This is a genomic window from Ideonella paludis (genome assembly GCF_018069865.1).
GTDB lineage: Bacteria > Pseudomonadota > Gammaproteobacteria > Burkholderiales > Burkholderiaceae_C > Ideonella > Ideonella paludis.
In genome coordinates this window covers 33,468-55,641 of record NZ_JAGQDG010000002.1, presented here as the reverse complement: position 1 = coordinate 55,641, position 22,174 = coordinate 33,468, and the positions used below count along the sequence as shown (strand labels likewise).

At 64.0% G+C, this 22,174-nt stretch carries 20 protein-coding genes; 5 read left to right on the top strand and 15 right to left on the bottom strand.

Annotation, left to right across the window (positions count from 1 at the left end):
- Window positions 1-122: 122 nt before the first annotated feature.
- Genes KAK11_RS04690 through KAK11_RS04680 form a run of 3 tightly spaced genes read left to right on the top strand, consistent with a single transcriptional unit; the run spans window position 123 to window position 866 of the window.
- Window positions 123-374 carry a hypothetical protein gene (locus KAK11_RS04690; RefSeq protein ID WP_210806766.1) on the top strand — a complete coding sequence of 84 codons (252 nt, stop codon included), beginning with the start codon at window positions 123-125 and terminating at the stop codon, window positions 372-374.
- Window positions 371-598 (top strand): hypothetical protein, encoded by a 228-nt coding sequence (locus KAK11_RS04685; protein WP_210806764.1) that lies wholly within the window; start codon window positions 371-373, stop codon window positions 596-598. The genes KAK11_RS04690 and KAK11_RS04685 overlap by 4 nt, the downstream gene beginning before the upstream one ends.
- 40 nt (window positions 599-638) lie before the next feature.
- Window positions 639-866, top strand: a complete 228-nt coding sequence (locus tag KAK11_RS04680) for an Acb2/Tad1 domain-containing protein (RefSeq protein WP_210806762.1) — start codon at window positions 639-641, stop codon at window positions 864-866.
- Between the two features lie 226 nt (window positions 867-1,092).
- On the opposite strand, the gene phaR is transcribed toward KAK11_RS04680, so the two are convergent.
- Together phaR and ylqF are read right to left on the bottom strand one after the other, a co-directional pair.
- The gene (gene phaR / locus KAK11_RS04675; protein ID WP_210806760.1) at window positions 1,093-1,680 is read right to left on the bottom strand and encodes a polyhydroxyalkanoate synthesis repressor PhaR; all 588 of its coding nucleotides are present in this window, start codon (window positions 1,678-1,680) and stop codon (window positions 1,093-1,095) included.
- 109 nt (window positions 1,681-1,789) lie between these two features.
- Window positions 1,790-2,749 carry a ribosome biogenesis GTPase YlqF gene (gene ylqF, locus KAK11_RS04670; protein ID WP_210806758.1) on the bottom strand — a complete coding sequence of 320 codons (960 nt, stop codon included), beginning with the start codon at window positions 2,747-2,749 and terminating at the stop codon, window positions 1,790-1,792.
- Between the two features lie 115 nt (window positions 2,750-2,864).
- Here ylqF and gshA point away from each other — a divergent pair, with 115 nt between their 5' ends.
- The gene (gene gshA / locus KAK11_RS04665; protein ID WP_246498453.1) at window positions 2,865-4,406 is read left to right on the top strand and encodes a glutamate--cysteine ligase; all 1,542 of its coding nucleotides are present in this window, start codon (window positions 2,865-2,867) and stop codon (window positions 4,404-4,406) included.
- A gap of 175 nt (window positions 4,407-4,581) precedes the next feature.
- On the top strand, window positions 4,582-4,788 hold the full coding sequence (locus KAK11_RS04660; RefSeq protein WP_210806754.1) for a DUF3563 family protein: 207 nt from the start codon (window positions 4,582-4,584) through the stop codon (window positions 4,786-4,788).
- On the opposite strand, the gene KAK11_RS04655 is transcribed toward KAK11_RS04660, so the two are convergent.
- The 13 genes from KAK11_RS04655 to KAK11_RS04595 all read right to left on the bottom strand — a co-directional run bounded on the left by KAK11_RS04655 (window position 4,777) and on the right by KAK11_RS04595 (window position 21,984).
- Window positions 4,777-7,275, bottom strand: a complete 2,499-nt coding sequence (locus KAK11_RS04655) for a putative bifunctional diguanylate cyclase/phosphodiesterase (RefSeq protein WP_210806752.1) — start codon at window positions 7,273-7,275, stop codon at window positions 4,777-4,779. The two genes, KAK11_RS04660 and KAK11_RS04655, sit on opposite strands and share 12 nt — an antisense overlap.
- A gap of 85 nt (window positions 7,276-7,360) precedes the next feature.
- Window positions 7,361-8,110, bottom strand: a complete 750-nt coding sequence (locus tag KAK11_RS04650; protein ID WP_210806750.1) for an ABC transporter ATP-binding protein — start codon at window positions 8,108-8,110, stop codon at window positions 7,361-7,363.
- A gap of 2 nt (window positions 8,111-8,112) precedes the next feature.
- Window positions 8,113-9,876, bottom strand: coding sequence for a branched-chain amino acid ABC transporter ATP-binding protein/permease (locus tag KAK11_RS04645; RefSeq protein WP_210806748.1), 1,764 nt, complete (start codon window positions 9,874-9,876; stop codon window positions 8,113-8,115).
- The gene (locus KAK11_RS04640) at window positions 9,876-10,913 is read right to left on the bottom strand and encodes a branched-chain amino acid ABC transporter permease (RefSeq protein WP_210806746.1); all 1,038 of its coding nucleotides are present in this window, start codon (window positions 10,911-10,913) and stop codon (window positions 9,876-9,878) included. Before KAK11_RS04640 ends, KAK11_RS04645 begins: the two co-directional genes overlap by 1 nt.
- A gap of 35 nt (window positions 10,914-10,948) precedes the next feature.
- The gene (gene paaZ, locus KAK11_RS04635) at window positions 10,949-12,991 is read right to left on the bottom strand and encodes a phenylacetic acid degradation bifunctional protein PaaZ (RefSeq protein ID WP_210806744.1); all 2,043 of its coding nucleotides are present in this window, start codon (window positions 12,989-12,991) and stop codon (window positions 10,949-10,951) included.
- Between the two features lie 39 nt (window positions 12,992-13,030).
- Entirely contained in the window at window positions 13,031-14,245 is a 1,215-nt protein-coding gene (pcaF, locus tag KAK11_RS04630) for a 3-oxoadipyl-CoA thiolase (RefSeq protein WP_210806742.1), read from the bottom strand.
- Between the two features lie 139 nt (window positions 14,246-14,384).
- Window positions 14,385-15,470 carry a 1,2-phenylacetyl-CoA epoxidase subunit PaaE gene (gene paaE / locus KAK11_RS04625; protein WP_210806740.1) on the bottom strand — a complete coding sequence of 362 codons (1,086 nt, stop codon included), beginning with the start codon at window positions 15,468-15,470 and terminating at the stop codon, window positions 14,385-14,387.
- A gap of 21 nt (window positions 15,471-15,491) precedes the next feature.
- A complete protein-coding gene (gene paaD, locus KAK11_RS04620) occupies window positions 15,492-16,031 on the bottom strand; it encodes a 1,2-phenylacetyl-CoA epoxidase subunit PaaD (RefSeq protein WP_210806738.1) in 540 nt (179 codons plus the stop codon).
- Window positions 16,028-16,846, bottom strand: coding sequence for a 1,2-phenylacetyl-CoA epoxidase subunit PaaC (gene paaC, locus KAK11_RS04615; protein WP_210806736.1), 819 nt, complete (start codon window positions 16,844-16,846; stop codon window positions 16,028-16,030). The genes paaD and paaC overlap by 4 nt, the downstream gene beginning before the upstream one ends.
- A gap of 11 nt (window positions 16,847-16,857) precedes the next feature.
- Window positions 16,858-17,154, bottom strand: coding sequence for a 1,2-phenylacetyl-CoA epoxidase subunit PaaB (paaB, locus tag KAK11_RS04610; protein ID WP_210806734.1), 297 nt, complete (start codon window positions 17,152-17,154; stop codon window positions 16,858-16,860).
- Between the two features lie 29 nt (window positions 17,155-17,183).
- Window positions 17,184-18,194, bottom strand: coding sequence for a 1,2-phenylacetyl-CoA epoxidase subunit PaaA (paaA, locus tag KAK11_RS04605; protein WP_210806732.1), 1,011 nt, complete (start codon window positions 18,192-18,194; stop codon window positions 17,184-17,186).
- Between the two features lie 226 nt (window positions 18,195-18,420).
- Entirely contained in the window at window positions 18,421-21,345 is a 2,925-nt protein-coding gene (locus KAK11_RS04600; protein ID WP_210806730.1) for a YncE family protein, read from the bottom strand.
- 30 nt (window positions 21,346-21,375) lie between these two features.
- Entirely contained in the window at window positions 21,376-21,984 is a 609-nt protein-coding gene (locus KAK11_RS04595) for a hypothetical protein (protein ID WP_210806728.1), read from the bottom strand.
- Window positions 21,985-22,174 lie beyond the last annotated feature (190 nt).

Sequence of the window (22,174 nt, the reverse complement as noted above, 5' to 3'; positions counted from 1 at the left end):
CTCTCACCAGCTTCAGCGTATGGCGCTTGGCTGGCCATTAGAGACCAGCCTCGGCCAACGGGCAAAGACGCTAGGCGGATCAAGATCCGTGTCGTCACCACAAATCAAACCAAGGAGCCAGCATGATCGGCACACAACCCATTGGCGGCATCGACGGTGTCGTCATCAGCGCGGTCGCGCACGAGGGGCTTGTCGTCACTGTGGACGGCCGCCCTGCCCGGCTCGCCATCGTGGCCGAGGATGGCCAGCTCATTGCGGCCGGTGACCAGGTCGCACGCGAGGCCGAGGCCGTCGCTGTCAACAGCTACCGCAGCCTCTTGCAGGGCAAGGGATTCCTGCGCGTGGTGAGCAACCCCATCGAGGTGGGCCGGTGACCCGATGCGACTGCCTGAACGACTGCGGAGATGACCCGCTGCTGCAAGGTGGCGGCGTCACGCCGTGCGAACACCGAAAGAAGCGCCTGCAGGGCACTGAGTTCGTCAGCCTCGCCAGGTCCACCACCAACCCCAGCGAAGTGGTGGTCACGCTGAGCAAGGCACCCACCGAGCGCAACATGCAAGAGCTGTCCAGGCGCCTGCAAAACCTTCGCGGCATATAGCCGCTTAACCGGGCAACCAGCCCATAACCAAGAGAAAGCTATGGAAACCTTCGTCCAACCCAAAATCACGGGCTATCGCCAGCTCAACGAAACCGAAGCCGCGCTGATGAACGAAATCAAAGCCGAGGGCGTGAAGCTCGGCGAGCTGGTGGCTAGACTGCGAGCGACAGATGGCCTGGACCAACGCTGGGTGAGCATCGGCGCGACTGACCTGCAGACTGGCCTGATGGCCCTGACGCGCGGCGTTGCTCAGCCGACCACCTTCTGACCTCCCAATCCGACCCTGCGAAGCCCGCCTCGGCGGGCTTTTTTGCGCCCTCTCGGACGGTTTCTATCGGCTATCCTTCGCGCAGCCCAATGAGACAAAACCGATGGTCGGTGTGCGGCTAGCGTCAGCGCTGGCCGTCGTGTGAGATGTGGTCATGGGGCGCGATTGTCGCAAACCTCGCCCGACAACGCGCGCCTAAGGGCGCCCAAGGGCAGCCCGCCCAGACTCAGCTCTTGGGCGGCACGCCTGGAAAGCCCGGAAAGCCCGGGAACACGCCACCGGCTTGCTTTTGCACCTGGTCTTGCATCTGCACGAACAAATTCTTGGATTGCTCCAAGTAATTGCCCATCAAGGCCTGCATCACGGGGGCTTGGCCGCTCATGAACTGAGTCCACATTTCAGGCGTGAAGGCCTTGGGATCCACCATGCCGCGCGTCTGCTCGGCCAGGCGGGCCTGCATGTCCACAAAGGTCTGCAGGTTCTTCTCCAGGTAGGAGCCCATCATGCCCTGCATGGCATGACCGTAGTAACGAATGATCTGAGCCAGCATCTGCGAGGAGAACATGGGCATGCCGCCGGTCTCCTCTTCCAAGATGATTTGCAGCAAGATGCTGCGCGTCAGGTCTTCGCCGGTCTTGGCATCACGCACCTCAAAGGCCAAGCCTTCAAGCACCATCTGCTTGACGTCCGCCAGGGTGATGTAGCTGCTGGCCGCCGTGTCGTAAAGCCTCCGGTTGGGGTACTTTTTGAGGACACGCACGCCCTCTGGCGTGGGGGTGGCGGCTTCGGCAGGTGCCCGGCGGGTAGAAGGCATGCAGCAGGACTCCTGATGGGAAAAGCTGAGATAACAACACACGAGCGGGATGCGCTCGCGAGTCGATTCTACGGAACAACAAACCCCGGGCAGACCCGGATTTGCACTGTCAGGGTGCATCGTCACCGTCGGGCGGCAAGATCACGGGTGCACGGCCCGCTTTGCCGGCTTTGATGGCCGCTTTGCGGGCTTCGCGCTTGGCGTCCGCCACGGTGGCTCGAGCCGCCCACGCCGCTAACTCCTCGGGTGTCTCCAGTGTGATTCGTCCCAATTCTGTGGCTCTGAAGTCGTTGAGCACAATCTCCGCTGCTTTTTGCAGGTTGATGCGCCCGCCCGCCATCACGGCGCCCCGTTTGCGGCCGACCGCTGACAGCACCTCATCGTCTGGCAAGGCCTCCAGACCACTCAGGCCGTAGCGTTGCGCCACGGCCTGGGGGTAATGCCGCCGCAGGGTGGCCAACAGCCCCAAGGCCACCTCTTCTTCATCAAAGGCATTGCGCCCCACAGCGCCACTGGCGGCCAGATGCAGGCCGCTTTCTTCGACATTGATGCGCGGCCAGAGCATGCCCGGTGTGTCGTAGAGGATCACATCCGACGCCAACTGCAGCGGCTGTTCATTCTTGGTGATACCGGGCTCGTCCCCGGTCTTGGCAGCCTTCTTGCCCATCAAGGTATTGATCAAGGTGGACTTGCCCACATTGGGGATGCCGCAGATCAGCACCCGCAAGGGCTTGGCCATGCCACCCCGGTTGGGCGCGAGCAAGCGGCACTCATCCACCAGGCGACGGGCTGGCGCTTTCATGCTGGCGTCCAGGCCGATAGCGCGTGTCCCCGACTGGGCGTTGAAGTGCGCCAGCCACACCTCCGTCATGGCGGGGTCCGCCAGGTCTTGCTTGTTCAAAATCTTTAGCGCAGGCTTGCCTTGGGCCAACTGCGCCAACAAGGGGTTGCTGCTGGAGCCGGGCAAGCGGGCGTCCAGCATCTCGATGACCACGTGGATGGTCTTGATGCGTTCTTCCAGCGCTTTGCGCGTGGCGTGCATGTGGCCGGGAAACCATTGAATGGCCATGAGCGTGTCAGTCAGGTGGAGGCACAAAGGTGCCGATTGTCGCCGCCCAAGACCCGCGCCCTGCAAATGTCACGGAAATCGCGTCCAATGCAGGCTTCACCAAGGAGATGTGCCGTTGACTGACTTGCTCAAGCGCTTGAACGCCCTGCCCGCCCACCGTTTGCAAAGCCTGCAGCGCGGCGTCGAGAAGGAGAGTCTGCGCAGCCTGCCGGACGGCCAGTTGGCGATGACGCCCCACCCTTTGGCGCTAGGCTCGGCGCTGACACACCCGCACATCACCACTGATTTCTGCGAGTCGCAGATCGAGATGGTCACCGGTGTTCACCCCAGCGCCGAGGCCTGCAGCGCTGAGCTGACGGCGCTGCACCAGGTCGTCGCCCGGGCTTTGGCGGGCGAGGGTGAGGAACGCCTGTGGGTGTCGAGCATGCCCTGTCGCCTGCCTGAGCTGGACACTGACATTCCGCTGGGGCAGTACGGCCGCTCCAATATTGGGATGGCCAAGACCGTGTATCGGCGCGGCTTGGGCTATCGCTATGGCCGCCGCATGCAGACCATCTCGGGCATCCATTACAACTGGTCCCTGCCGGGCACCAGCAGCGACGAGTACTTTGCGCTGATCCGTAACTTCCGGCGTCACTCATTTTTGCTGTTGTGGCTGTTTGGTGCCTCACCGGCCGTCTGTAGCTGCTTCGTCAAGGGCCAAGCCCATGAGCTGCAAGCCTTAGGCGCCAACACCCTGCACATGCCTTATGGCACGTCCTTGCGCATGGGGCGCTTGGGCTACCAGAGTGATGCGCAGTCGACGCTGGCCGTGAGCTACAACGGCCTGGAAGGCTATGGCGCATCGCTGCAAGCGGCCATGACCCAGCCCTACCCAGCCTACGAGGCCATTGGGCTGCAGGGGCCGCAAGGCGTGTACCGGCAGCTCTCGACCACCTTGCTGCAGATCGAAAACGAGTTCTACGGCACCATCCGTCCCAAGCGCCCCATCCGCTCGGGGGAGCGCCCCTTGCACGCGCTGCGTGAGCGGGGCGTGGAGTATGTGGAAGTGCGTTGCATGGACTTGGACCCCTTTGAGGATGTCGGCATCGCCACCTCGACCATGCGCTTTCTGGATGTGTTCTTGATGCACTGCCTGTTGGCTGACAGCCCCCCTGACCATCCGGCCGAGATCGCCGCCTTGGGCCGCAACCAGCACCTGACCGCCGCACGCGGCCGCGAGCCCGGCCTGATGCTGGAACGTGAGGGCCAGCCGGTTGTGCTGACGGCCTGGGCGGCTGAGCTGCTCGAGGCCTGCATGCCCATCGCACGAGCGCTGGATGATGCGCAAGGGCTGGCCGATGCGCCCCATCAAGCAGCGGTGGCTGCGGCACAAGCGTCTTTGAGCGCTCCCCACACCCTGCCCTCGGCCCGGGTGCTGGAAGCCATCACCGCGCAGCATGGCGGCGAGTTCATGCCCTTTGTGGCCGAGCGCTCTGCCCAGGTTCAAACACGTTTGGAGTCGCTGGCTTGGCCTGTCGATGCAGCCCAGCATTGGGCAAGCCTTGCCGCCGACTCCTTGGCCGAACAGGCCCGCATCGAGAGCACCGAGCAGTGGCCGTTTGAGGCCTTCCGCCAGCACTACTTGGCGCCTGAACGGCTGCAGCCCACCCCATAACGGCCCGGTCAAAAGCCACATTTGGCCTGGGTTCATGCGTTTTCAGCATGGCACGCTGGGGGCACTAGGGTTTACACTGGTGATCAGGGTTTATACCTAAACCAGCGCGAAGCCACCCGTTTCGTCGCTGTTGTTTGCAGCGCAGGGTCACCCGCTGCCTGCTGGATCACACATCATGAACATCATCACTGCACTCATGGGCGCCACGCGTGTCGCCTTTTCTCGCCAAGCCCACCACACCACCTCGTCTGACGAGCGCTTTTTGGCCGCATCGGCCGATATGAGCGATCTGGAACGCCGCATGCGTCAACTCGATCGCCACCGCCAGCCGGTCGTCGCCAATCACTACTTGGCCATCTACCCAGCCGGCTCAGGCCGCTGAGCGGGCCGGGACGGCCAACAGCGCCGGAACCTGTTCCGCCTTCAGGGGCTTGCTCAGCAAGTAACCCTGCCCTCGCGGCACCCCCAGGCTGCGCAAGATCTGCAACTGCTGAGGCTGCTCAATGCCCTCGGCAATGACGGTCTTGCCCAGCGACTTGCCTAAGTTCATCACCGCCCGCACGATCTCGACGTTTTGCGGCAGGGCTTCCATACCCATCACAAACGAGCGGTCGATCTTCAGACTGTCCAGCGGCAAGGTGCTGAGATAGGCCAGTGAGGAATAGCCTGTTCCGAAATCGTCAATCGAGAAACGAATCCCGGCGTCTCGAAGGCCCTGCAGGTATCCCAGCGAGACCTCCAGGTCATTCATCAGCATGGTTTCGGTGATCTCCAAGGTCAGGTGGTGTGCCGGCAATCCGTGGCGGGTCAGGACCTGCTGCACGTGTTCCACCAGACCAGGGCGCGTCAAGTCATGGCTGGAAATGTTCACATGCATGTCCAAATGGCTCATGCTGGGCATCTCGTGCAGCCACTGGGCCAACTGAGCCACCGCGTGGTCAATGACCCAACGCGTCAGCGCCTCGATACGCCCCGACTCCTCAGCCAGGGCAATGAACACCGAGGGGCTGATGGGGCCGCGCTCGGGGTGCTCCCAGCGCGCCAAGGCTTCAAAGCCGCTCAAGCGATAAGGGTCCAGGTCAAAAATAGGCTGGAACACCACGCTCAACTGCCCAGCCCCAATGGCTTTGCGCAGATCGGCTTCAAGGGCCAGCTTGTCCGCGATGCGCTCGTGCATGGATTGGTCAAACACCACCACCCGTCCGCGCCCTGCGCCTTTGGCTTCATACATGGCCAGGTCTGCGTCGCGCAAGACTTCGTCGACCGTGCGGTAGCCCAGGTCACTGAAGGTGATGCCGATGCTGGCGCCCGGAATCAATTCCGTGCCATTGATGGACACGGGGCGGGTGAGCGCCTCCAACACGCGCTCGGCCAATCGCGTGCCCATCTCGATGCTGCTGACCGCGTTGAGCAAAATCGCGAACTCATCGCCGCCCAGACGAGCCACCAAATCGCTAGGCCGCACACAGCGCCGCAGGCGATGCGCCACCTCTCGCAGCAGCTCATTGCCCGCCAAATGCCCCAAGCTGTCGTTGACGATCTTGAAACGGTCAAGATCGAGAAACATCACGGCAAAGCGGATGTTTGCGTCGCTGCGGCTGCGTTCGACCGCCACGGTCAGGGCCGCACCAAAGCAATTGCGATTGGCGAGGTCCGTCAAGCTGTCGTGATAGGCAATGTGCTGCAAGCGGCTTTCGGCTTCGCGCTGCGAGGTGATGTCATGCAGCTGATAAATGCGGAAGGTGCCCAGATGGCCAGGGTCGTCAAACTGACTGCAATGCAACGTCACCCAAGGCTCATCACCGGTCGGTGTGATGCAGCGCAACTCAATGGAGAACGCTTGCTCTTCGCGCTGAGTGGCATCGCGTAAGGTGCGGCTGAAAAGGTCAACATCCCCATCGTGCAAAAAGGCACTGAAGGGATGCCCCAGCAGGCTCGCCTCGGTGGACTTGAGCAGCCGACACAGCGCCTTGTTGACCTGTACCACGTGCCCTTCTGGGTTCACGATGGCCATGCCCACGCCGGCATGCGTGAAGGAAGCCGTGAAGCGCAACTGGCCGAGTTCTGCTTCACGCTGCGCGTCCCGCAGTCGCACCTCCTGAGCCTGGTGCTCGGCCTCTTGACGCTCCAGCGAAACCCGCAGCAGCAGGATGATGGCGAACACCACCAAGACCGTCGTGACCAGCGCCGTCGGCCCGAATTGCAGCGTGTTCATGTGGGCAATGGCGGCTGCCATGGCCGAGCCCAAATAGATCGCGCCGAACCAACTGCACTGGTGCCACCACTGTCGCAGCGATACAGAGCGTCCTCGCTTGAGCGCCAACAGGGAGGTCAAAGGCAAGGTGGTGCAGACAAAGGGCAAGAAAGCCGCGATGCACAAGCCCACCATGGCAGCCACTTCGGGCCGCAGCCAAGGGGCCAGCAGCAGGCGGGTGTGCTCCAGCACCAAGCCCGCCGCCGCAAAGCCCACCAAGGCGGCCGCCGGTGTGCTCAGTCGGCTGCTGAGTCTTTGGGAGGTTCGGACAGCGGCGAAGGCCCCTTCCACGCCGGCGGCCAGCGCAGCGGCAGCGGGCCCATGACTGAGCAGCAGGTAAAACAGGAAGAAGTCAGAGACGGTGAACGAGGTCTTGCTACGCGGAATGCGAACTGGCACCCAAGAGGCCAGCACCGCCATCGCGGTCGCCAGCGCAATGGCGGCCCAGGGCAGCGTGGCACTTTGAGCCAAATGCAGCACGCTCCACAGGCCGACAGCAGCCCCACAGCCCACAATGCCCAGCCAAAGACGGATGGCGGGCGCGTTGTAGTCGTGAAGATGGCGTGCCGCAAAACGCGACCACCAATGGGTGGATGAGGTTTGTTGGAGTTGCACTGATGAAGAGCGCCGCCCCAGTAAGGCGAAGTGCGGCGGTCTTCAAGGATGTCGGATCTTTTGGCGTGCGCTTGAGGCTTCTGGATCAAGCGCGCTTGGCGCCCAGATAGGTCTCAATCACTCGGTGATCCGTGGCCAGGTCACTGGCCGGCCCTTCCAGGGCAATGGCGCCGGTCTCCAGCACATAGCCGTAGTCGGCCACCTCCAGGGCAGCGCGCGCGTTCTGCTCGATCAGCAAAATGCTCACGCCGGTGGCGCGGAGTTGGGTCACGGTGCGGAAGATCTCCCGCACCACCAGCGGCGCCAGGCCCAGGCTGGGCTCGTCCAGCATCAGCACCTTGGGGCGGCTCATCAGCGCGCGGCCCACGGCCAGCATCTGCCGCTCGCCGCCGGACAGGGTGCCGGCCAGTTGTGCACGGCGCTCTTTGAGCCGGGGGAACAGGGTGTAGACCTCCTCCAAGGTGCTGCGCCATTGCGGCACGCGCTGACGCATGGGCTTGAAGCCGCCCAAGACCAGGTTGTCTTCGACGGCCATGGTGGTGAAGAGCTCGCGCTTTTCAGGCACCAGGGCCAGGCCGGCCATCACCCGGTCTTCCAGACTGACCTGCGCCAGGTCTTGGCCGTCAAAGGAGATCACGCCACGCGAGGGCAGCACGCCCATGATGGCGTTCAAGGTGGTGGACTTGCCCGCGCCGTTGGGGCCGATCACCGTGACGACCGAGCCCTTGGGCAAATTGATGTTGAGGCCGGACAGCACCTCGGCCTTGCCATAGCCCGCATGCAGGCCTTCGATGCGCAAGAGAGGGGCCGCAGGGGTGGAAGAAGTTGCGCTCATCATCAATGCTCCGTGCCCAAGTAGGCCGCGCGAACCACGGGGCTGGCCTGCACTTCAGCGGGCGTGCCAGAGATCAGCTTGGTGCCAAATTCCATCACCGTGATGTGATCCACCAAGCCCATCACAAAGTCCATGTCGTGTTCCACCAGCAAGATGGACAGCCCTTCGCGCTTCAATTGCCTCAGCACCTCGGCCAAGGCTTGCTTCTCTTTGAGGCGAAGGCCGGCCGCGGGCTCGTCCAAGAGCAGCAAGGCGGGGTCCGTGGCCAGGGCGCGGGCAATCTCCATCAGGCGCTGCGGCCCCAAGGCCAGGTTGCCTGCCAGCTCATGCATCTTGTCGGCCATGCCAATGCGGGTGAGTTGGCGCTCGGCCTCCGCGAACAAGCGCTTCTCCTCAGCCCTATCTAAGCGCAGCATGGCGCGCGCGGTGCCGCTGCTGGAGCGCAGATAGCCGCCCAGGGCCACGTTCTCCAGCACCGTCATCTCGGGGATCATCTTCACGTGCTGGAAGGTGCGGCTCATGCCCTTGCGGGCAATCTCGCGGCTGCTCATGCCACCCACGTTCTGGCCCCGGAAGATCACCTCGCCCTTGGTCAGCGAGAGCACCCCCGACACCAAGTTGAAGGTGGTGGACTTGCCCGCGCCATTCGGCCCGATCAAGCCCATGATGTCGCCGGCGCGGATGGTGAAGCTCACATCGTTGACCGCCACCAAGCCGCCAAACTCCTTGCGCACCGCACGGGCCTCTAGCAGTGGCTCGCCCACCGCAGGCTTGCTGCGCGAGGGCAGCGCTTCGGCGCCTTCCCAATCGCGCACACGCGGTGGTTTAGGGAACCAACGCTGCACAAAGGTCCACAGGCCGTCGGGGGCGTACTTCAGCACCAACACCAAGATAACGCCAAAAACAATGGTTTCGAAGTTGCCACTGCCGCCCAGCAGCTTGGGCAGCAAGACTTGCAACTGATCTTCCAGCAGCTTGACCACGCCCGAGCCCAAGAAGGCACCCCAAACGTGGCCAATGCCGCCTAGGACCGCCATGAACAAGACCTCAATGCCCTTGTTCAAGCTGAAGGGTGAGGGGTTGACCGTGCGTTGGAAGTGCGCAAACAGCCAGCCCGACAAGGCCGCCAGCATGGCCGCCAGCACAAAGGCGATCATCTTGTAGCGGAAGGTCGAGATGCCCATGGCCTCGGCCATGGTCGTGCCGTTCTTGAGCGAGCGAATCGCGCGGCCGGGGCGGGAGTCCAGCAGATTGATCACCGCAATGGCCGAGGCCAGTGCGACCACCCAAATCAGCACATAAATGGCGCGTCCGCTGCCCAGGCTCATGTCGCCGATCATCAAGGGCGGCACGCCCAAAATGCCGTCGTACTTGCCCAAGAACTCCATATTGGCCATGCTGTAGTTCAGCGCCAAGCCCCAAGCAATCGTGGCCAAGGGCAGATAGTGGCCAGACATACGCAGCGTCAGCGCCCCCAAGACCACGGCCACCGCCACCGACAGACCCAAGCCCACAAACAGCGTGAGCCACGGCGAGATGCCCAGCGTGACGGACAAGTAGGCCGAGGTATAGGCCCCCACGCCCACAAACGCAGCTTGACCGAAAGAGGTCAGCCCGGCCACGCCCGTCAAGACCACCAGGCCCAGCGAGACGATGGCCGACAGCCCAATGTAGTTGAGCTGGGTGATCCAGAAATCAGGCACCGGCAAGGCCGGCAGCAGCAACATGGCCGCACAAAACAGCGGCAAGATCCATTGACGGCGCATCAGTGTTCCTCCCCATGAGGGTCACGCAGCGAGCGCCAGAGCAGCACGGGCAAGATGGATGCAAACACAATCACCTCTTTGAACGAACTGGCCCAGAACGACGCGAAGCTCTCCAGCAGGCCCACACCCAAGGCGCCCACCAAGGCCAAGGGATAGCTGGCCAAGCCAGCGACCACAGCGGCCACAAAGCCCTTGAGGCCGATCAGAAAGCCTGACTCATAAAAGATGGTGGTCGTCGGCCCAATCAAGAGGCCAGACAACACGCCCAAGAAGGCCGCCAGGGTGAAGGCCAAGCGCCCAGCACCGGTGGCCGAGATACCCATCAGTCGCGCCCCCAAGCGGTTCACCGCCGTGGCGCGCAAGGCCTTGCCCCAGAGGCTGCGCTCAAAGAACAGATAGAGCGCCAGGATCAAGGCACCGGAGGCGGCGAACATGATCAAGGCTTGCCCCGAGATCGCCAAGGCGCCCACATTGAAGCGCTCGTCCCAGAAGGAGGGATTGCGTGAGCCCTCAGCGCCGAAGAAGTACAGGCCCAAACCGGTGAGTGCGATGTGCACGCCGACCGACACAATCAGCAGCACCAGCACCGACGCATCCGCCAGCGACTCATACGCCACCCGGTAGATCAAGCCGCCCATGGGTGTGACGATGGCCAAGGTCATCAAGGCCTGGATGCTCAAGGGCAACTGCTGCGGCGCGGCCCAGGGCACCAGCACCGCCAGCGCGACCGGCAAGACCAAGGTCTTGACCACGCCCTTCACCACCTCGCCCGGCGCGCGCCCGCCACGCACCCCCGCCACCGCATCCATCACCGCCACCAGCACGGCCAGGGCCAGCAAGAACCAGACGGTATCGGGCGTCTTGCCGGTTTGCAGCACCGCCAAGGTCAAGGCGCCAAACGTGACGAACTCGCCTTGGGGGATGAAGATCACCCGGGTGACGGTGAACACCAGCACGGTGGCCAAGGCCAACAGGGCGTACACCGCGCCGTTGGTGACACCGTCCAGTGCCAGGATGCTTGCAATGGAAAAGTCCATGGTCAGGCCTTGCTCAAGCGGAGGTTCTAGCGCGCTTACACGCTGCGTTTAGACACCAGGGTCAGGATGTCGTAGCTGGCCACCAGCTCGCCATCCTGGTTCAGCACTTCGACGTCCCAAGCCACCACGCCCTGGCCGCGGCCCTTGTCATCGACCTTCATGCGGTCGATCTTGCGCTTGGCGGTCAAGCGGGCTTGAATGGTGTCGCCAATGGCCACAGGCTTGACGAAGCGCAGCGTGTCCAAGCCATAGTTGGCCAACACGGGGCCAGGCGCCGGGCTGACAAACAAGCCTGCAGCGGCCGACAACACAAAGTAGCCGTGCGCAATGCGCTGGCCAAACTGCGTGTCTTTGGCGGCGATCTCGTCAAAGTGCATGTAGAAATAGTCGCCGGAGATGCCTCCGAAGTTGACGATGTCGGCTTCACTCACCGTGCGTCGGTGGGTGGTCAAGCTCTCGCCAATCTGCAGGTCTTCAAAGCAGCGGCGGAAGGGGTGAACCTCGGTCTCGATGCGCGCGGCACCCCGCACAAACTCACCCGTCACGGCCGCCAGCATGGTGGGCGAGCCCTGCACCGCCGTGCGTTGCAGCAAATGCTTGACGGCGCGGATGCCGCCCAGCTCTTCGCCACCGCCCGCGCGCCCCGGGCCGCCATGCTTGAGCATGGGCAAGGGGCTGCCGTGGCCGGTGCTCTCCACCGCCGCTTCGCGGTCCAGCACCAAGATGCGGCCATGCAAAGCGGCCACCTCAGGCACCACCCGCGCCGCCACTTGGGGGTTGCGGGTCACCAGGCTGCCGACCAAGCTGCCTTGGCCGCGAGCCGCCAAGGCCAGGGCCTCCTCAATATCACTGTAGGGCATCAAGGTGGTGACCGGGCCAAAGGCTTCCACGTCGTGCACCGCTGTGGTCTCCAGTGGCTTGCGGGCCAGCAGCACGGTGGGGCCAAAGAAGGCGCCCGCCTCGGTGCCCTCGCCGCGTGGGCTGATGGGCTCGCCGCCAAACACGCACTCGGCACTTTGGCGCAGCAGCGCCACGCGCTCAGCCACATCGGCCTGTTGCGCGTGCGAGGCCAAGGCGCCCATGCGCACGCCCTCAATGGCCGGGTCGCCCACCACCACGCCGGCCAGTCGTTTGCTCAGGCGCTCAATCACCGCGTCCAGGTGTTGGGCCGGGACGATGCTGCGCCGAATGGCGGTGCACTTCTGCCCGGCCTTGACCGTCATTTCGCGGGCGACTTCTTTGACGAAGAGATCAAACTCTTCGTCGTCCGGGCTCACATCAGGCCCGAGGATGGCGCAGTTGAGCGAGTCGGCCTCGGCGTTGAAAGGGATGGAGTGGCGGATCACGTTCGGGTGCACGCGCAGTTTGGCCGCCGTGTCGGCCGAGCCGGTGAAGGTCACCACGTCCGAGCCCGTGAGGCGGTCCAGCAGGTCGCCGGTGCCGCCAATGATGAGCTGCAGTGCGCCCGGGGGCAGCAAACCGCTCTCGTTCATCATGCGCACCACGGCTTCAGTCAAATAGCTGGTGGCGGTGGCCGGCTTGCCAATGGTGGGCATGCCGGCCAAGAAGCTGGGCGCGAACTTTTCCAACAAGCCCCAAATGGGGAAGTTGAAGGCGTTGATGTGCACCACCACGCCCCGGCGCGGCACCAGGATATGGGTGCCAGCAAAGCCGCCTTTTTTTCCCAGCGGAACGGCGGGGCCTTCGTGCAGCACATTGCTGCTGGGCAGCTCGGCCGAACCCATGCTGGCGTAGGCAAACAGGGTGCCCGCGCCACCTTCGATGTCCACCCAACTGTCCGCCCGTGTGGCACCGGTGTGGGCCGAGATGGCATAGAGCTGCTCTTTGCGCTCCATGATGTACTTGGCCAGGGCCTTGAGGATTTGCGCTCGCTGCTGAAAGTTCAGGGCCAGCAAGGCGGGCAAGCCGGTTGTTCGGGCGAAGTGCAAGGCCTCGCCAAAGTCCAGCGCTTCCGCATGGGTCTGGGCCACGGCTTGGCCGTTGATGGCGCTGCGCAGGGTTTGGGCGGCTTGCGAGCCGACCCAGCGGCCGCCAATGAAACTCTGAAGAACGGTCATGGTGTGGAATGCCAAATTGAAGGGTTCAGACGCGCAAGATCAAGCGCGCTCGACGGCCAAGGCAATGCCCTGCCCCACGCCAATACACATGGTGGCCAAGGCGCGCTTGCCGCGGGTGCGCTCCAAGTGGCGCAGGGCCGTCAAGGCCAGGCGGGCGCCGGAGGCCCCCAGCGGATGACCCAGGGCAATGGCGCCGCCATTGGGGTTGACGCGGGCATCGTCGTCGGCCAAGCCCAACTGGCGCGTCACGGCCAGTCCTTGGGCGGCAAAGGCCTCGTTCAGCTCGATCACATCCACCGACTCCAGGCTCCAGCCCAAGCGCGCCAAGAGCTTTTGCGTGGCGGGTGCAGGGCCAATGCCCATGATGCGCGGCGGCACGCCGGCCACGGCCGAGCCCACCACGCGGCCCCGGGGCTTTAGCCCGTACTTGGCCACGGCCGCATCGGACGCCAAGAGCAAGGCCACCGAGCCGTCGTTCACGCCGCTGGCGTTGCCCGCCGTCACGGATCCATCCGGCTTGACCACGCCCTTGAGCTTGGCCAGTTGCTCCAGGGTCGTCTCGGGGCGCGGGTGTTCGTCGTGGCGCACCACCACCGGGTCGCCCTTGGCTTTTGGGATCGTGACGGGCTCAATCTCGCCGTCAAAGAAGCCAGCGGCCTGGGCTGCCGCCCAGCGCTGCTGAGAGCGGATGGCAAAAGCGTCTTGGTCGGCCCGAGCCACCCCGAAGTCTTGGGCCACGTTCTCTGCCGTTTCAGGCATGGAGTCGATGCCGTGTGCCGCCTTCATCTTGGGGTTCACAAAACGCCAGCCGATGGTGGTGTCTTCAATTTTGGCGCTGCGCGAAAAAGCGCTGTCGGCCTTGCCCATCACAAAAGGGGCACGGCTCATGCTCTCCACACCGCCGGCAATCAGCAGGTCAGCCTCGCCGGCCGCAATGGTGCGGGCAGCAAAGGCGATGGCATCCAGGCCCGACGCACACAAGCGGTTCAGCGTGACCCCCGGCACCTCCACCGGCAAGCCCGCCAACAAGGCCGCCATGCGGGCGACGTTGCGATTGTCTTCACCGGCTTGGTTGGCGCAGCCGTAGATCACATCGTCCACCGCGGCCCAATCCACCGAGGGCTGGCGTGCCATCAGGGCACGGATGGGGTGAGCGGCCAGGTCGTCGGCACGCACGCCCGAGAGGGCTCCGCCGTAGCGGCCGAAAGGGCTGCGGATGCCATCAACAATCCACGCATTGCGGCTCAAGCTCATGTCTGTCTCCTGGGTGTTGGGGCCGCTTCAAACGACCACCATACACAAGTGTTTGGTGCAGTATATTGCGCCACCCCGGAAATCGGGTGGCAGGATCATGCGGGTTTGCCCGAGGACTCGGGCAAACACTGGCGCGGCGTCAGCGCTCGTCGAACGACAAGATCAAGCGCTCGGTCAGCGGATGGGCTTGGCAAGTCAGCACAAAGCCAGCTTCGACCTCGGCCTTGTCCAGCGCAAAGTTGCGCTCCATGCGCACCTTGCCCTCCACCACCTTGGCCCGGCAGGTGCCGCACACGCCCGAGGTGCAGGAGAACGGCATCTCCAGCCCTGCGGCTGAGGCGCAATCCAGAATGCTGGGCTGCTCTTTGCGGAACTCGATCTCGCGCTTCAGGCCGTCACGGATGATGACCACCTTGGCATGTTCGGCATCCCCGGGCTGCGGTGCATGGACCACAGCGCCCGCAGCCTGCTCGCCACTGGGCGCCACGCCAAAGCGCTCGATGTGGATGCGCTCTTCGGGCACGCCCGCCGCGCGCAGTGCTGCTTCGGCCTCATCGTTCATCTGGAAGGGGCCGCAGATGTAGGCGTGCGAGATGCTGGCGGCGGGCACCAAGCTGCTCAAGAACTCACCCAGCTTGTCACGGTTCATCACGCCGTGGTTGATGGCCGCATCGGTGTGCTCATCCGAAAAAACATGGTGCAAGGTCAGGCGGGTCAGGTACTTGTTCTTCAAGTCCTCCAGCTCTTCCTTGAACATGGTCGAGGCCAGTGCGCGGTTGCCGTAGATCAGCGTGAACTCCGAGCGAGGCTCACGCGCCAGCACGGTCTTCATGATGGACAAGATGGGCGTGATGCCACTGCCGCCGGCAATGCCCACATGGCGGCGGCGCTCGTCGGGCTTCAGCGGCACATAGAAGCGGCCTTGCGGGGCCATGACCTGCACGGTGTCGCCCACCTTGAGCTGGGTGTTGATCCAATTGGAGAACACACCGCCGCGCACCTTGCGCACGCCCACGCGCAGTTGAGCATCGTCCACCCCCGCGCAGATCGAGTAGGAGCGGCGCAAATCCTGGCCGTCGATGGTGGCGCGCAAAGTCAGGTACTGGCCTTGGGTGAAGCCGAAAGTCTCACGCAGCTCGCTGGGGACTTCAAAGCTGACGACCACGGCTTCTTGGGTGTCGGGCTCGATGGAGAGCACCCGCAGAGGATGAAAGAGAACGCTCACAAGCAGACCTTCCGAGGTTTGTTAGATGGGTTTGAAATGTTCAAAGGGCTCGCGGCAGGCCAAGCATCGGTAGAGCGCCTTGCAGGCGGTGGAGCCAAAGGCCGAGAGCCGCTCGGTGCGCGGGCTGGCGCAGCGCGGGCAGGCCACCACAGGCTCGCCACCGCGCCCCAGCCAGCGCACGACCGCGCTGCTGTTGGCCGGCGGTGCTGCGCAAGCACCGGGCGGCGCGATGCCGTAGGCCAAGAGCTTGCGGCGCCCGTCTTCGCTGATCCAGTCGGTCGTCCAGGCGGGGTGTCTGCGGGTCACGGCGCGGGCCGGCCCCAGCCCAGCGGCGTCCACCGCCGCCAGCACCGATTGCTCAATCACTTCGGTGGCCGGGCAGCCGCTGTAGGTGGGCGTGAGCACCACTTCCAAGGCGCCGTCAGCCGCGATCTGCACCTCGCGCACAATGCCCAAATCGCAGACGGAGATGGCCGGCACCTCCGGGTCGGGCACCTCGGCCAACACCGCCCAGGCTTGGGCGATGCGGCCCTCTGACGGTGCCGCCTGCGCAGTGCTCACCACACGCCCCCGGGGTAGGCGCGCTGCAGGTATTGCATCTCGCTCAAGATAAAGCCCAGGTGTTCGCTGTGAATGCCATTGCGGCCCGTGGTGCGGAAGCTGGAGTCCGGCGGCGGCGTGAGCTTGGCCTCGGCCAGCAGCGAGCCCATCTGGCCCATGACCTCTTCTTTCAAGCTCGACCAAGCGGGGCCCAACTGAGCCTGCACGGCAAAGGCATCCACCTCATCGTCTTGGAACAGCTCGGGCAAATAACGCCACATTTCATTGAGTGCGGCCTGCATGCGGGCGGCCGAGTCTGCCGTGCCATCACCCAAGCGCACCACCCAGTCGGCGGCATGTTGCTGGTGATAGCGGGCTTCTTTGACGGCCTTGCCGGCGATGGCCACCAACTCGCTGTCGCTGGAGTCGGCCAGGCGCGACCACAATGCCAGCAACCAGGTCGACACCACGGCATTGCGCAGCACCGTGAAGGCAAAGTCGCCCGGCTGGGCGCCCGCGCGGTAGAAGGCATTGGGCAACTCCACCAGGGTGGGGTTGAGGTAGTCGCGCTCTTCACGCAAAAAGGCGAGCTGGTCTTCGTCCAGGGCCACGCCCTGGGTCTCGGCCGCACCCAACTGGCCCGCATGGGTGAACAAGGCGCGCGCCTGGCCCACCAAGTCCAGCGACATATTGGTCAGCGCGATGTCTTCTTCCAAGATGGGGGCGTGACCGCACCACTCAGAGAGCCGCTGAGCCAGGATCAAACAGGTGTCAGCAATGCGCAGCACATAGCGCACTTGGGGCGCGGTGCTGGGGCGAACAGAAGGCGTAGACATGGGCGCCGACCTCACATGTGATCCACTGCCTTGGGCAGTTGATAGAAGGTGGGGTGACGGTAGACCTTGTCTTCCATCGGGTCGAAGTACATGTCCTTGTCGCTGGGGTCGCTGGCCACGATCTGGTCCGAGCGCACGGCCCACACACTGGTGCCCTCTTGGCGGCGGGTGTAGACGTCGCGGGCCATTTGCAGGGCCATCTTGGCGTCAGGGGCGTGCAGGCTGCCGCAGTGCTTGTGGTCCAGGCCGGCCTTGCTGCGCACAAAGATTTCCCACAGGGGCCATTCGTTTTGAGTGCTATTGCTCATGGTGTTGTCCTTTTCTCTTGGGCCCAGCCTCAGGCCGCTTGGGCGGTGGGTTCTTGTTTGCGGGCGTGGGCCAAGGCCGCCTCACGCACCCAGGCGCCCTCTTCCCAGGCGCGCACACGCTTGTTCAAACGCTCGCGGTTGCAAGGGCCCTCGCCGCCCACCACGCGCCAGAACTCCGCCCAGTCGATGGCGCCAAAGTCCCAGTGGCCGCGGGCCTCGTTCCATTTCAGGTCCGGGTCCGGCAAGGTCACACCCAAGACTTGGGCTTGCTGCACGGTGGCGTCGATGAACTTCTGGCGCAGGTCGTCATTGGAGATGCGCTTGATGCCCCAGCGCATGCTTTGCGCGGTGTGGGTGCTCTCGGCATCGGGCGGGCCGAACATCATCAAGCAGGGCCACCACCAGCGGTTCACCGCGTCTTGCACCATGGCTTTTTGGGCCTCGGTGCCCTTCTCCATCATCACCAAGAGGCTGTCATAGCCTTGGCGTTGGTGGAAGCTCTCTTCGCGGCAGATGCGGATCATGGCCCGGGCGTATGGCGCGTAAGAGCAGCGGCAGATGGGCACCTGGTTCATGATGGCCGCGCCATCCACCAGCCAGCCAATGGTGCCGATGTCGGCCCAGTTCAGCGTGGGGTAGTTGAAGATGGAGCTGTACTTGGCCTTGCCGGTGTGCAGGGCGTCCAGCATCTGGTCGCGGCTCTGGCCCAAGGTTTCGGCGGCGGCGTAGAGGTAGAGGCCGTGGCCGCCTTCGTCTTGGATCTTGGCCAGCAAAATGGCCTTGCGCTTGAGCGTAGGCGCCCGCGTGACCCAGTTGCCCTCGGGCAGCATGCCCACGATCTCGCTGTGCGCGTGCTGGCTGATCTGGCGCAGCAAGGTCTTGCGATAGTGCTCCGGCATCCAGTCTTTGGCTTCGATGAAGTCGCCGGCGTCAATGCGCTCATCAAAGCGCTCTTGACGTTGCATCTCTTCGGCCGAACGCACGGGCTTGTTGCCGTCGCTGGCCTCTTTACCCATGGTGTCCATGGCTTGCGTGTACATAGGTCTCTCCCTTTCGTGGAAAGTCGCAGGGGTCCGGAATTAATTTACCGACCGGTCGGTTAATGTAATTCCAGGCCTTGCGTTGACGCAAGTCAAACACCGCTCGGGGAAACCCTAGTGGGGAGGAAAACCATGGCTGACACCCACCCACAGCCCCTTCGCATCCGCCTGAGGGACGAAAAAAGCCCCGTCCTCGCGGGGCTTTCAGAGGGGGCATTTGCCAGGTTCAGTGCCAAAGGGCTTTCGTCGTTGAAGCCTGAGGCAGCCCATCCCGCCAGCCACTCACCATGCTTTGAGCACGCACCACCACGGAAGGCTTGGCCAAGGCCAGACGGTTCTGAGCGGCCTTGGTGCTGTTGGCGGCCACTTGAGGGCGCACCACCTCACACACCCGGGTGCCAGCCGCGCCGCCAGGCTCGCCAAACGCCAGCACAGTGCAAGACACCGTGCCCTCTTGCACCGCGTAAGCCCACTGCGTGCCAGAACCAAAGCGCACCACCGCCTTGCCGCCGACCACGCATTGCCCGCCCTCCGCGCCACAAGAGGTGCGCGCCACGGGGGTGGTCGGATCGGCGGGGTTCAGGCCGCGGTCCACTTCTTCGGTGTCCAGAATGCCGTCTTGGTCGCGGTCCAGCCCCAAGCGGTACTCAGTGCCCTTGGCCACCAGAGTGAAGGTGATGGGAAGCCCCCCTGCGGCGTAGTCCTTCAGGCCTTGCAGCGAGATCACCTCGCCCAAACGGTCGGCTTGGAAGCTGCCATCGCTGCGCATCACCACACCGCGCGATGCACTGCCGACCATGGCTTTGGCGACCAAGGCCACATGCGCATTACCCTTGGCGATGCTGACCATCTGGTCGAGCAAGGCGCTGTCGGCCATGGGCAGGCTGCCCATGAGCGTCACTTGCCGCCCGACGCCCGCGTGCATGTCCTGCCTCTTCTCGCCACCGACCAGCGGGCCTTCAGGGCCTTCCAGGCTCATCAACTCAGCCAGCATGTCGTTCTGGGACTCAGCCGTGTTGGTGCGGGCGGCGCGGTCCACAGAGTCAGAGCCATCATGGAAGAAGCCTGTGCCGACCCATGAGCCGCCGGCATTCTTGGGCCAATAGCCCAAGCGCTTGTAAAAGCCCGCCAGAGAGGGCGCGACAAAGGACTGGCCCAACTCCAGGTTGGCCGCATCATTGCGCGAGCCACTGCGCAGGTGGCACTGCAGGCAGTTGTTGTTGCGGCTGTTCGTGCCGCGCAGTGCGTTCATCGACGCGCTTGTCACCGTGCGGCTGTCTGCGGCCGGCAGCGTCACGGTGCTGGGCCGCGTGTTGTTCAGCGCGCGATAGGGGTTGGGCGGCAAATGGAGCGTGTCCAAAAAAGCTTTGAACTTGGCCATGCCGGCCGCACTCGGGGCGGTGTCTAGGCCTTGCAGATTGACGAAGGTGCCGGAGAACGAGGCCAGGTCCGTCTTGTCGCCGCGCCAATGCAAGTTGCCGTGGCGGCCAATGTCTTGCAGGGTTTGGGTCAGCATCGGGCCCTTCATGGGCGTGACATTGACCATCTTGCCGCTGAACGCGCCGGTGAAGTTGTCGGCATCGCGCACCGCCGTGAAGCTGCCGCGCGGGTCGCCCAGGTCCCAGGCCAAGCGGTCGGTCTTACCGTCCACATGGCAGGAGGCACAAGAGGTGTGGCCGGTGCCCGAGCCCAACATCGTGTCGTACAAGAACGGACGCCCGGCCTTGATGACGGCCGGGGTGGGGTCGTGATAGGCCATGGTCTTGAGGACCTGGCGGGCGTTCAGATCCAGCACCGACACAGAACCACTGAACTTGTTGACCACATAGCCCACGCCCGCAGCGTCATTCAAGGCAATGCCCGTGGGCCCCTGCCCCACCGGAATGTGGCCCACGCGGTTGCCGCTGCTGTCCATGACCACCACATTGTTGGAGCCCATGCCGGTGATGAAGGCCTGGCTGCCGTCTTGGCGCCAGGCCATGCCGCGCGGGTCGCCAATGGACTGCGCCTTGAGCGCCGGGGCGACGCTGGCGCTGCGGTAGTCGAGGTGCGGGTTCAAGTCCGCGAACACCGGCGTGCCGCCCGGGTAAAAACCAGTGACCATCACCTTGATGAAGCGGCCGCGCAGATTGGGCTCATAGCGCACCTCGTTCAGCGCGTCGGTGCCCACCACCGTCACCATGCCACTGGGCGGGTGGATGGCCATGGCCATATTGATGTTCATCAGCCGCTGCTGGTAGCTCACTGCCAGCGAGCTGGTGTCGATCACGGCCACATCGTTGTCCGCCAAGTTCCAGCCGGCCACCCGGCCGCTGGCACTGGCCAAACCGCCGCTGACGAAGCTGGACCAATCGCGCTGGTTGTCGTCCAGCCAGGTGCCACTGGCGGACTTGCGCACAATCAGGCTCACCGGCACGGCGTTCGACGGGCTGGACAGCGGCGGGTTGAAGGCATTGCCCGCATTGGGGGGCGGGTTCTGGCCTTGGTAAGGGCCTTCGGTGCGCGACACCACATTGATGCTGTCGCCACTGCGGCCATTCAACACCGTCGTGCCATTGCCCGACTCAAAGATGGCCGCGTAGACCTTGGTGCCATCTGAGCTCACCGCCATCGCGCGCGGCTCTTCACCGGCAATCGCCACGCGCTGTGGCGCAGCAGCCAGGTTGTTCAGGTCAAACACCTCCACCACATTGGCATCCGCACACGACACAAAGGCCCGGCTGCCGGCAAACACCACGTCAGCAGGCTCGTTGCTGGTCTTCAGGGTGCGCACCACCGACAAGCCATACACATCGATGATGCTGATGCTGTCTGACAGTTGATTCACCACCCAGGCTTCCCCGGTGCCACGCAGGCGTACTGACACCGGCTCCAAGCCCACCGGAATGGCAGCCAGATGGCGCGGGTTGCGGGGGTCGCTGCTGTCGTAGACCTCGACGGTGTGGGCTGCCGTGTTGGCCACCAAAAGGCGCTTCATGTCGCTGGCCACATCCAATGGGTGGACATGGGCGGTTTCGAGGTTCACCGTTCCCTCGGTGGGACGGGTGTCCGACTGGCTGGCCAACGGCCAGACCACCGCGGCAACGGCCACCACCGCAAAGCCCAATGCTTGAGGCCAGCCCATGAGACGTGAGGTGAGCGACTTGATCATGGTTTTCTCGTTCTCTGCAAATTGCGGGGCTCAGGATTGGGCGGCACCGGCCAGGGTCGATCGGCCACCGACGGGAACCTGCCAGGTGTGGTATCGCGCGCCTGGCGTTTGTTGAGCGCGGGCGCGGATGTGCTGCCCATCGGCCAGGATTTGCGCCACATCCAACACAGCGCGCCGCTCAATCGGCAGGAGCCAGTTGACCTCTCCGCCATGCTCCAGCACCTTGATCGGCGCGTGCACAGCAAAACCTTGGGTTCGGGCCCAGCGGCCCAATGCCTGTGCGGCTGGCAAATCGACGGTTTGGACCGTGTGCAACGACACCTGGGGTTGATTCAAGCGCAACCCGTGGGCCGAGAGCGCCGCGAGCGACGCCGACACAAAGCCATGGCTTAACACGTCGTCCCGAGCCAAACCTTGTGCATCGGCGGCCTGAGCGGTAGTGCTGGAAGGCTGGGTCGAAGGGGCCGAAGCGCTCTTCAATGCTTGCCCAACGGGCGGCGGATGCCACAGGCCTGGCGTTGAGGCCGCAGCGGGCGCTGTCTGCGCCGCATGGGGGTTGCCCCAGAGGGGCGAATCAGGCGGAGTAGGCTGTGTCAGCGCCCACCAAGCGCTGGCGGCAGCCACAGCCAGAATGGCCAAGCTGACCCAAGCCAGAACATATCGATTGACGCTGTTGCCCACATCACACCCCGGGCGCCACGGCGGCACCTGCAAGGCGCAAGTGTATCAATTTGTATGAATTACGACACCGTTACGGGCGCTTTTCTGTGCAGGAGTGGGGCTAAAACGCCCCAAACTGCGGCCCAAGACTCCCCGCTCAGGCGCAGAT

What these genes read in the sequence shown, in the direction of transcription:
- KAK11_RS04690 (WP_210806766.1), top strand. Translation starts at nt 123, where the DNA reads ATGATCGGCACACAACCCATTGGCGGCATCGACGGTGTCGTCATCAGC.
- KAK11_RS04680 (WP_210806762.1), top strand. Translation starts at nt 639, where the DNA reads ATGGAAACCTTCGTCCAACCCAAAATCACGGGCTATCGCCAGCTCAAC.
- phaR (WP_210806760.1), bottom strand. Translation starts at nt 1,680, where the DNA reads ATGCCTTCTACCCGCCGGGCACCTGCCGAAGCCGCCACCCCCACGCCA.
- ylqF (WP_210806758.1), bottom strand. Translation starts at nt 2,749, where the DNA reads ATGGCCATTCAATGGTTTCCCGGCCACATGCACGCCACGCGCAAAGCG.
- KAK11_RS04660 (WP_210806754.1), top strand. Translation starts at nt 4,582, where the DNA reads ATGAACATCATCACTGCACTCATGGGCGCCACGCGTGTCGCCTTTTCT.
- KAK11_RS04650 (WP_210806750.1), bottom strand. Translation starts at nt 8,110, where the DNA reads ATGAGCGCAACTTCTTCCACCCCTGCGGCCCCTCTCTTGCGCATCGAA.
- KAK11_RS04645 (WP_210806748.1), bottom strand. Translation starts at nt 9,876, where the DNA reads ATGCGCCGTCAATGGATCTTGCCGCTGTTTTGTGCGGCCATGTTGCTG.
- KAK11_RS04640 (WP_210806746.1), bottom strand. Translation starts at nt 10,913, where the DNA reads ATGGACTTTTCCATTGCAAGCATCCTGGCACTGGACGGTGTCACCAAC.
- paaZ (WP_210806744.1), bottom strand. Translation starts at nt 12,991, where the DNA reads ATGACCGTTCTTCAGAGTTTCATTGGCGGCCGCTGGGTCGGCTCGCAA.
- pcaF (WP_210806742.1), bottom strand. Translation starts at nt 14,245, where the DNA reads ATGAGCTTGAGCCGCAATGCGTGGATTGTTGATGGCATCCGCAGCCCT.
- paaC (WP_210806736.1), bottom strand. Translation starts at nt 16,846, where the DNA reads ATGTCTACGCCTTCTGTTCGCCCCAGCACCGCGCCCCAAGTGCGCTAT.
- paaB (WP_210806734.1), bottom strand. Translation starts at nt 17,154, where the DNA reads ATGAGCAATAGCACTCAAAACGAATGGCCCCTGTGGGAAATCTTTGTG.
- paaA (WP_210806732.1), bottom strand. Translation starts at nt 18,194, where the DNA reads ATGTACACGCAAGCCATGGACACCATGGGTAAAGAGGCCAGCGACGGC.
- KAK11_RS04600 (WP_210806730.1), bottom strand. Translation starts at nt 21,345, where the DNA reads ATGATCAAGTCGCTCACCTCACGTCTCATGGGCTGGCCTCAAGCATTG.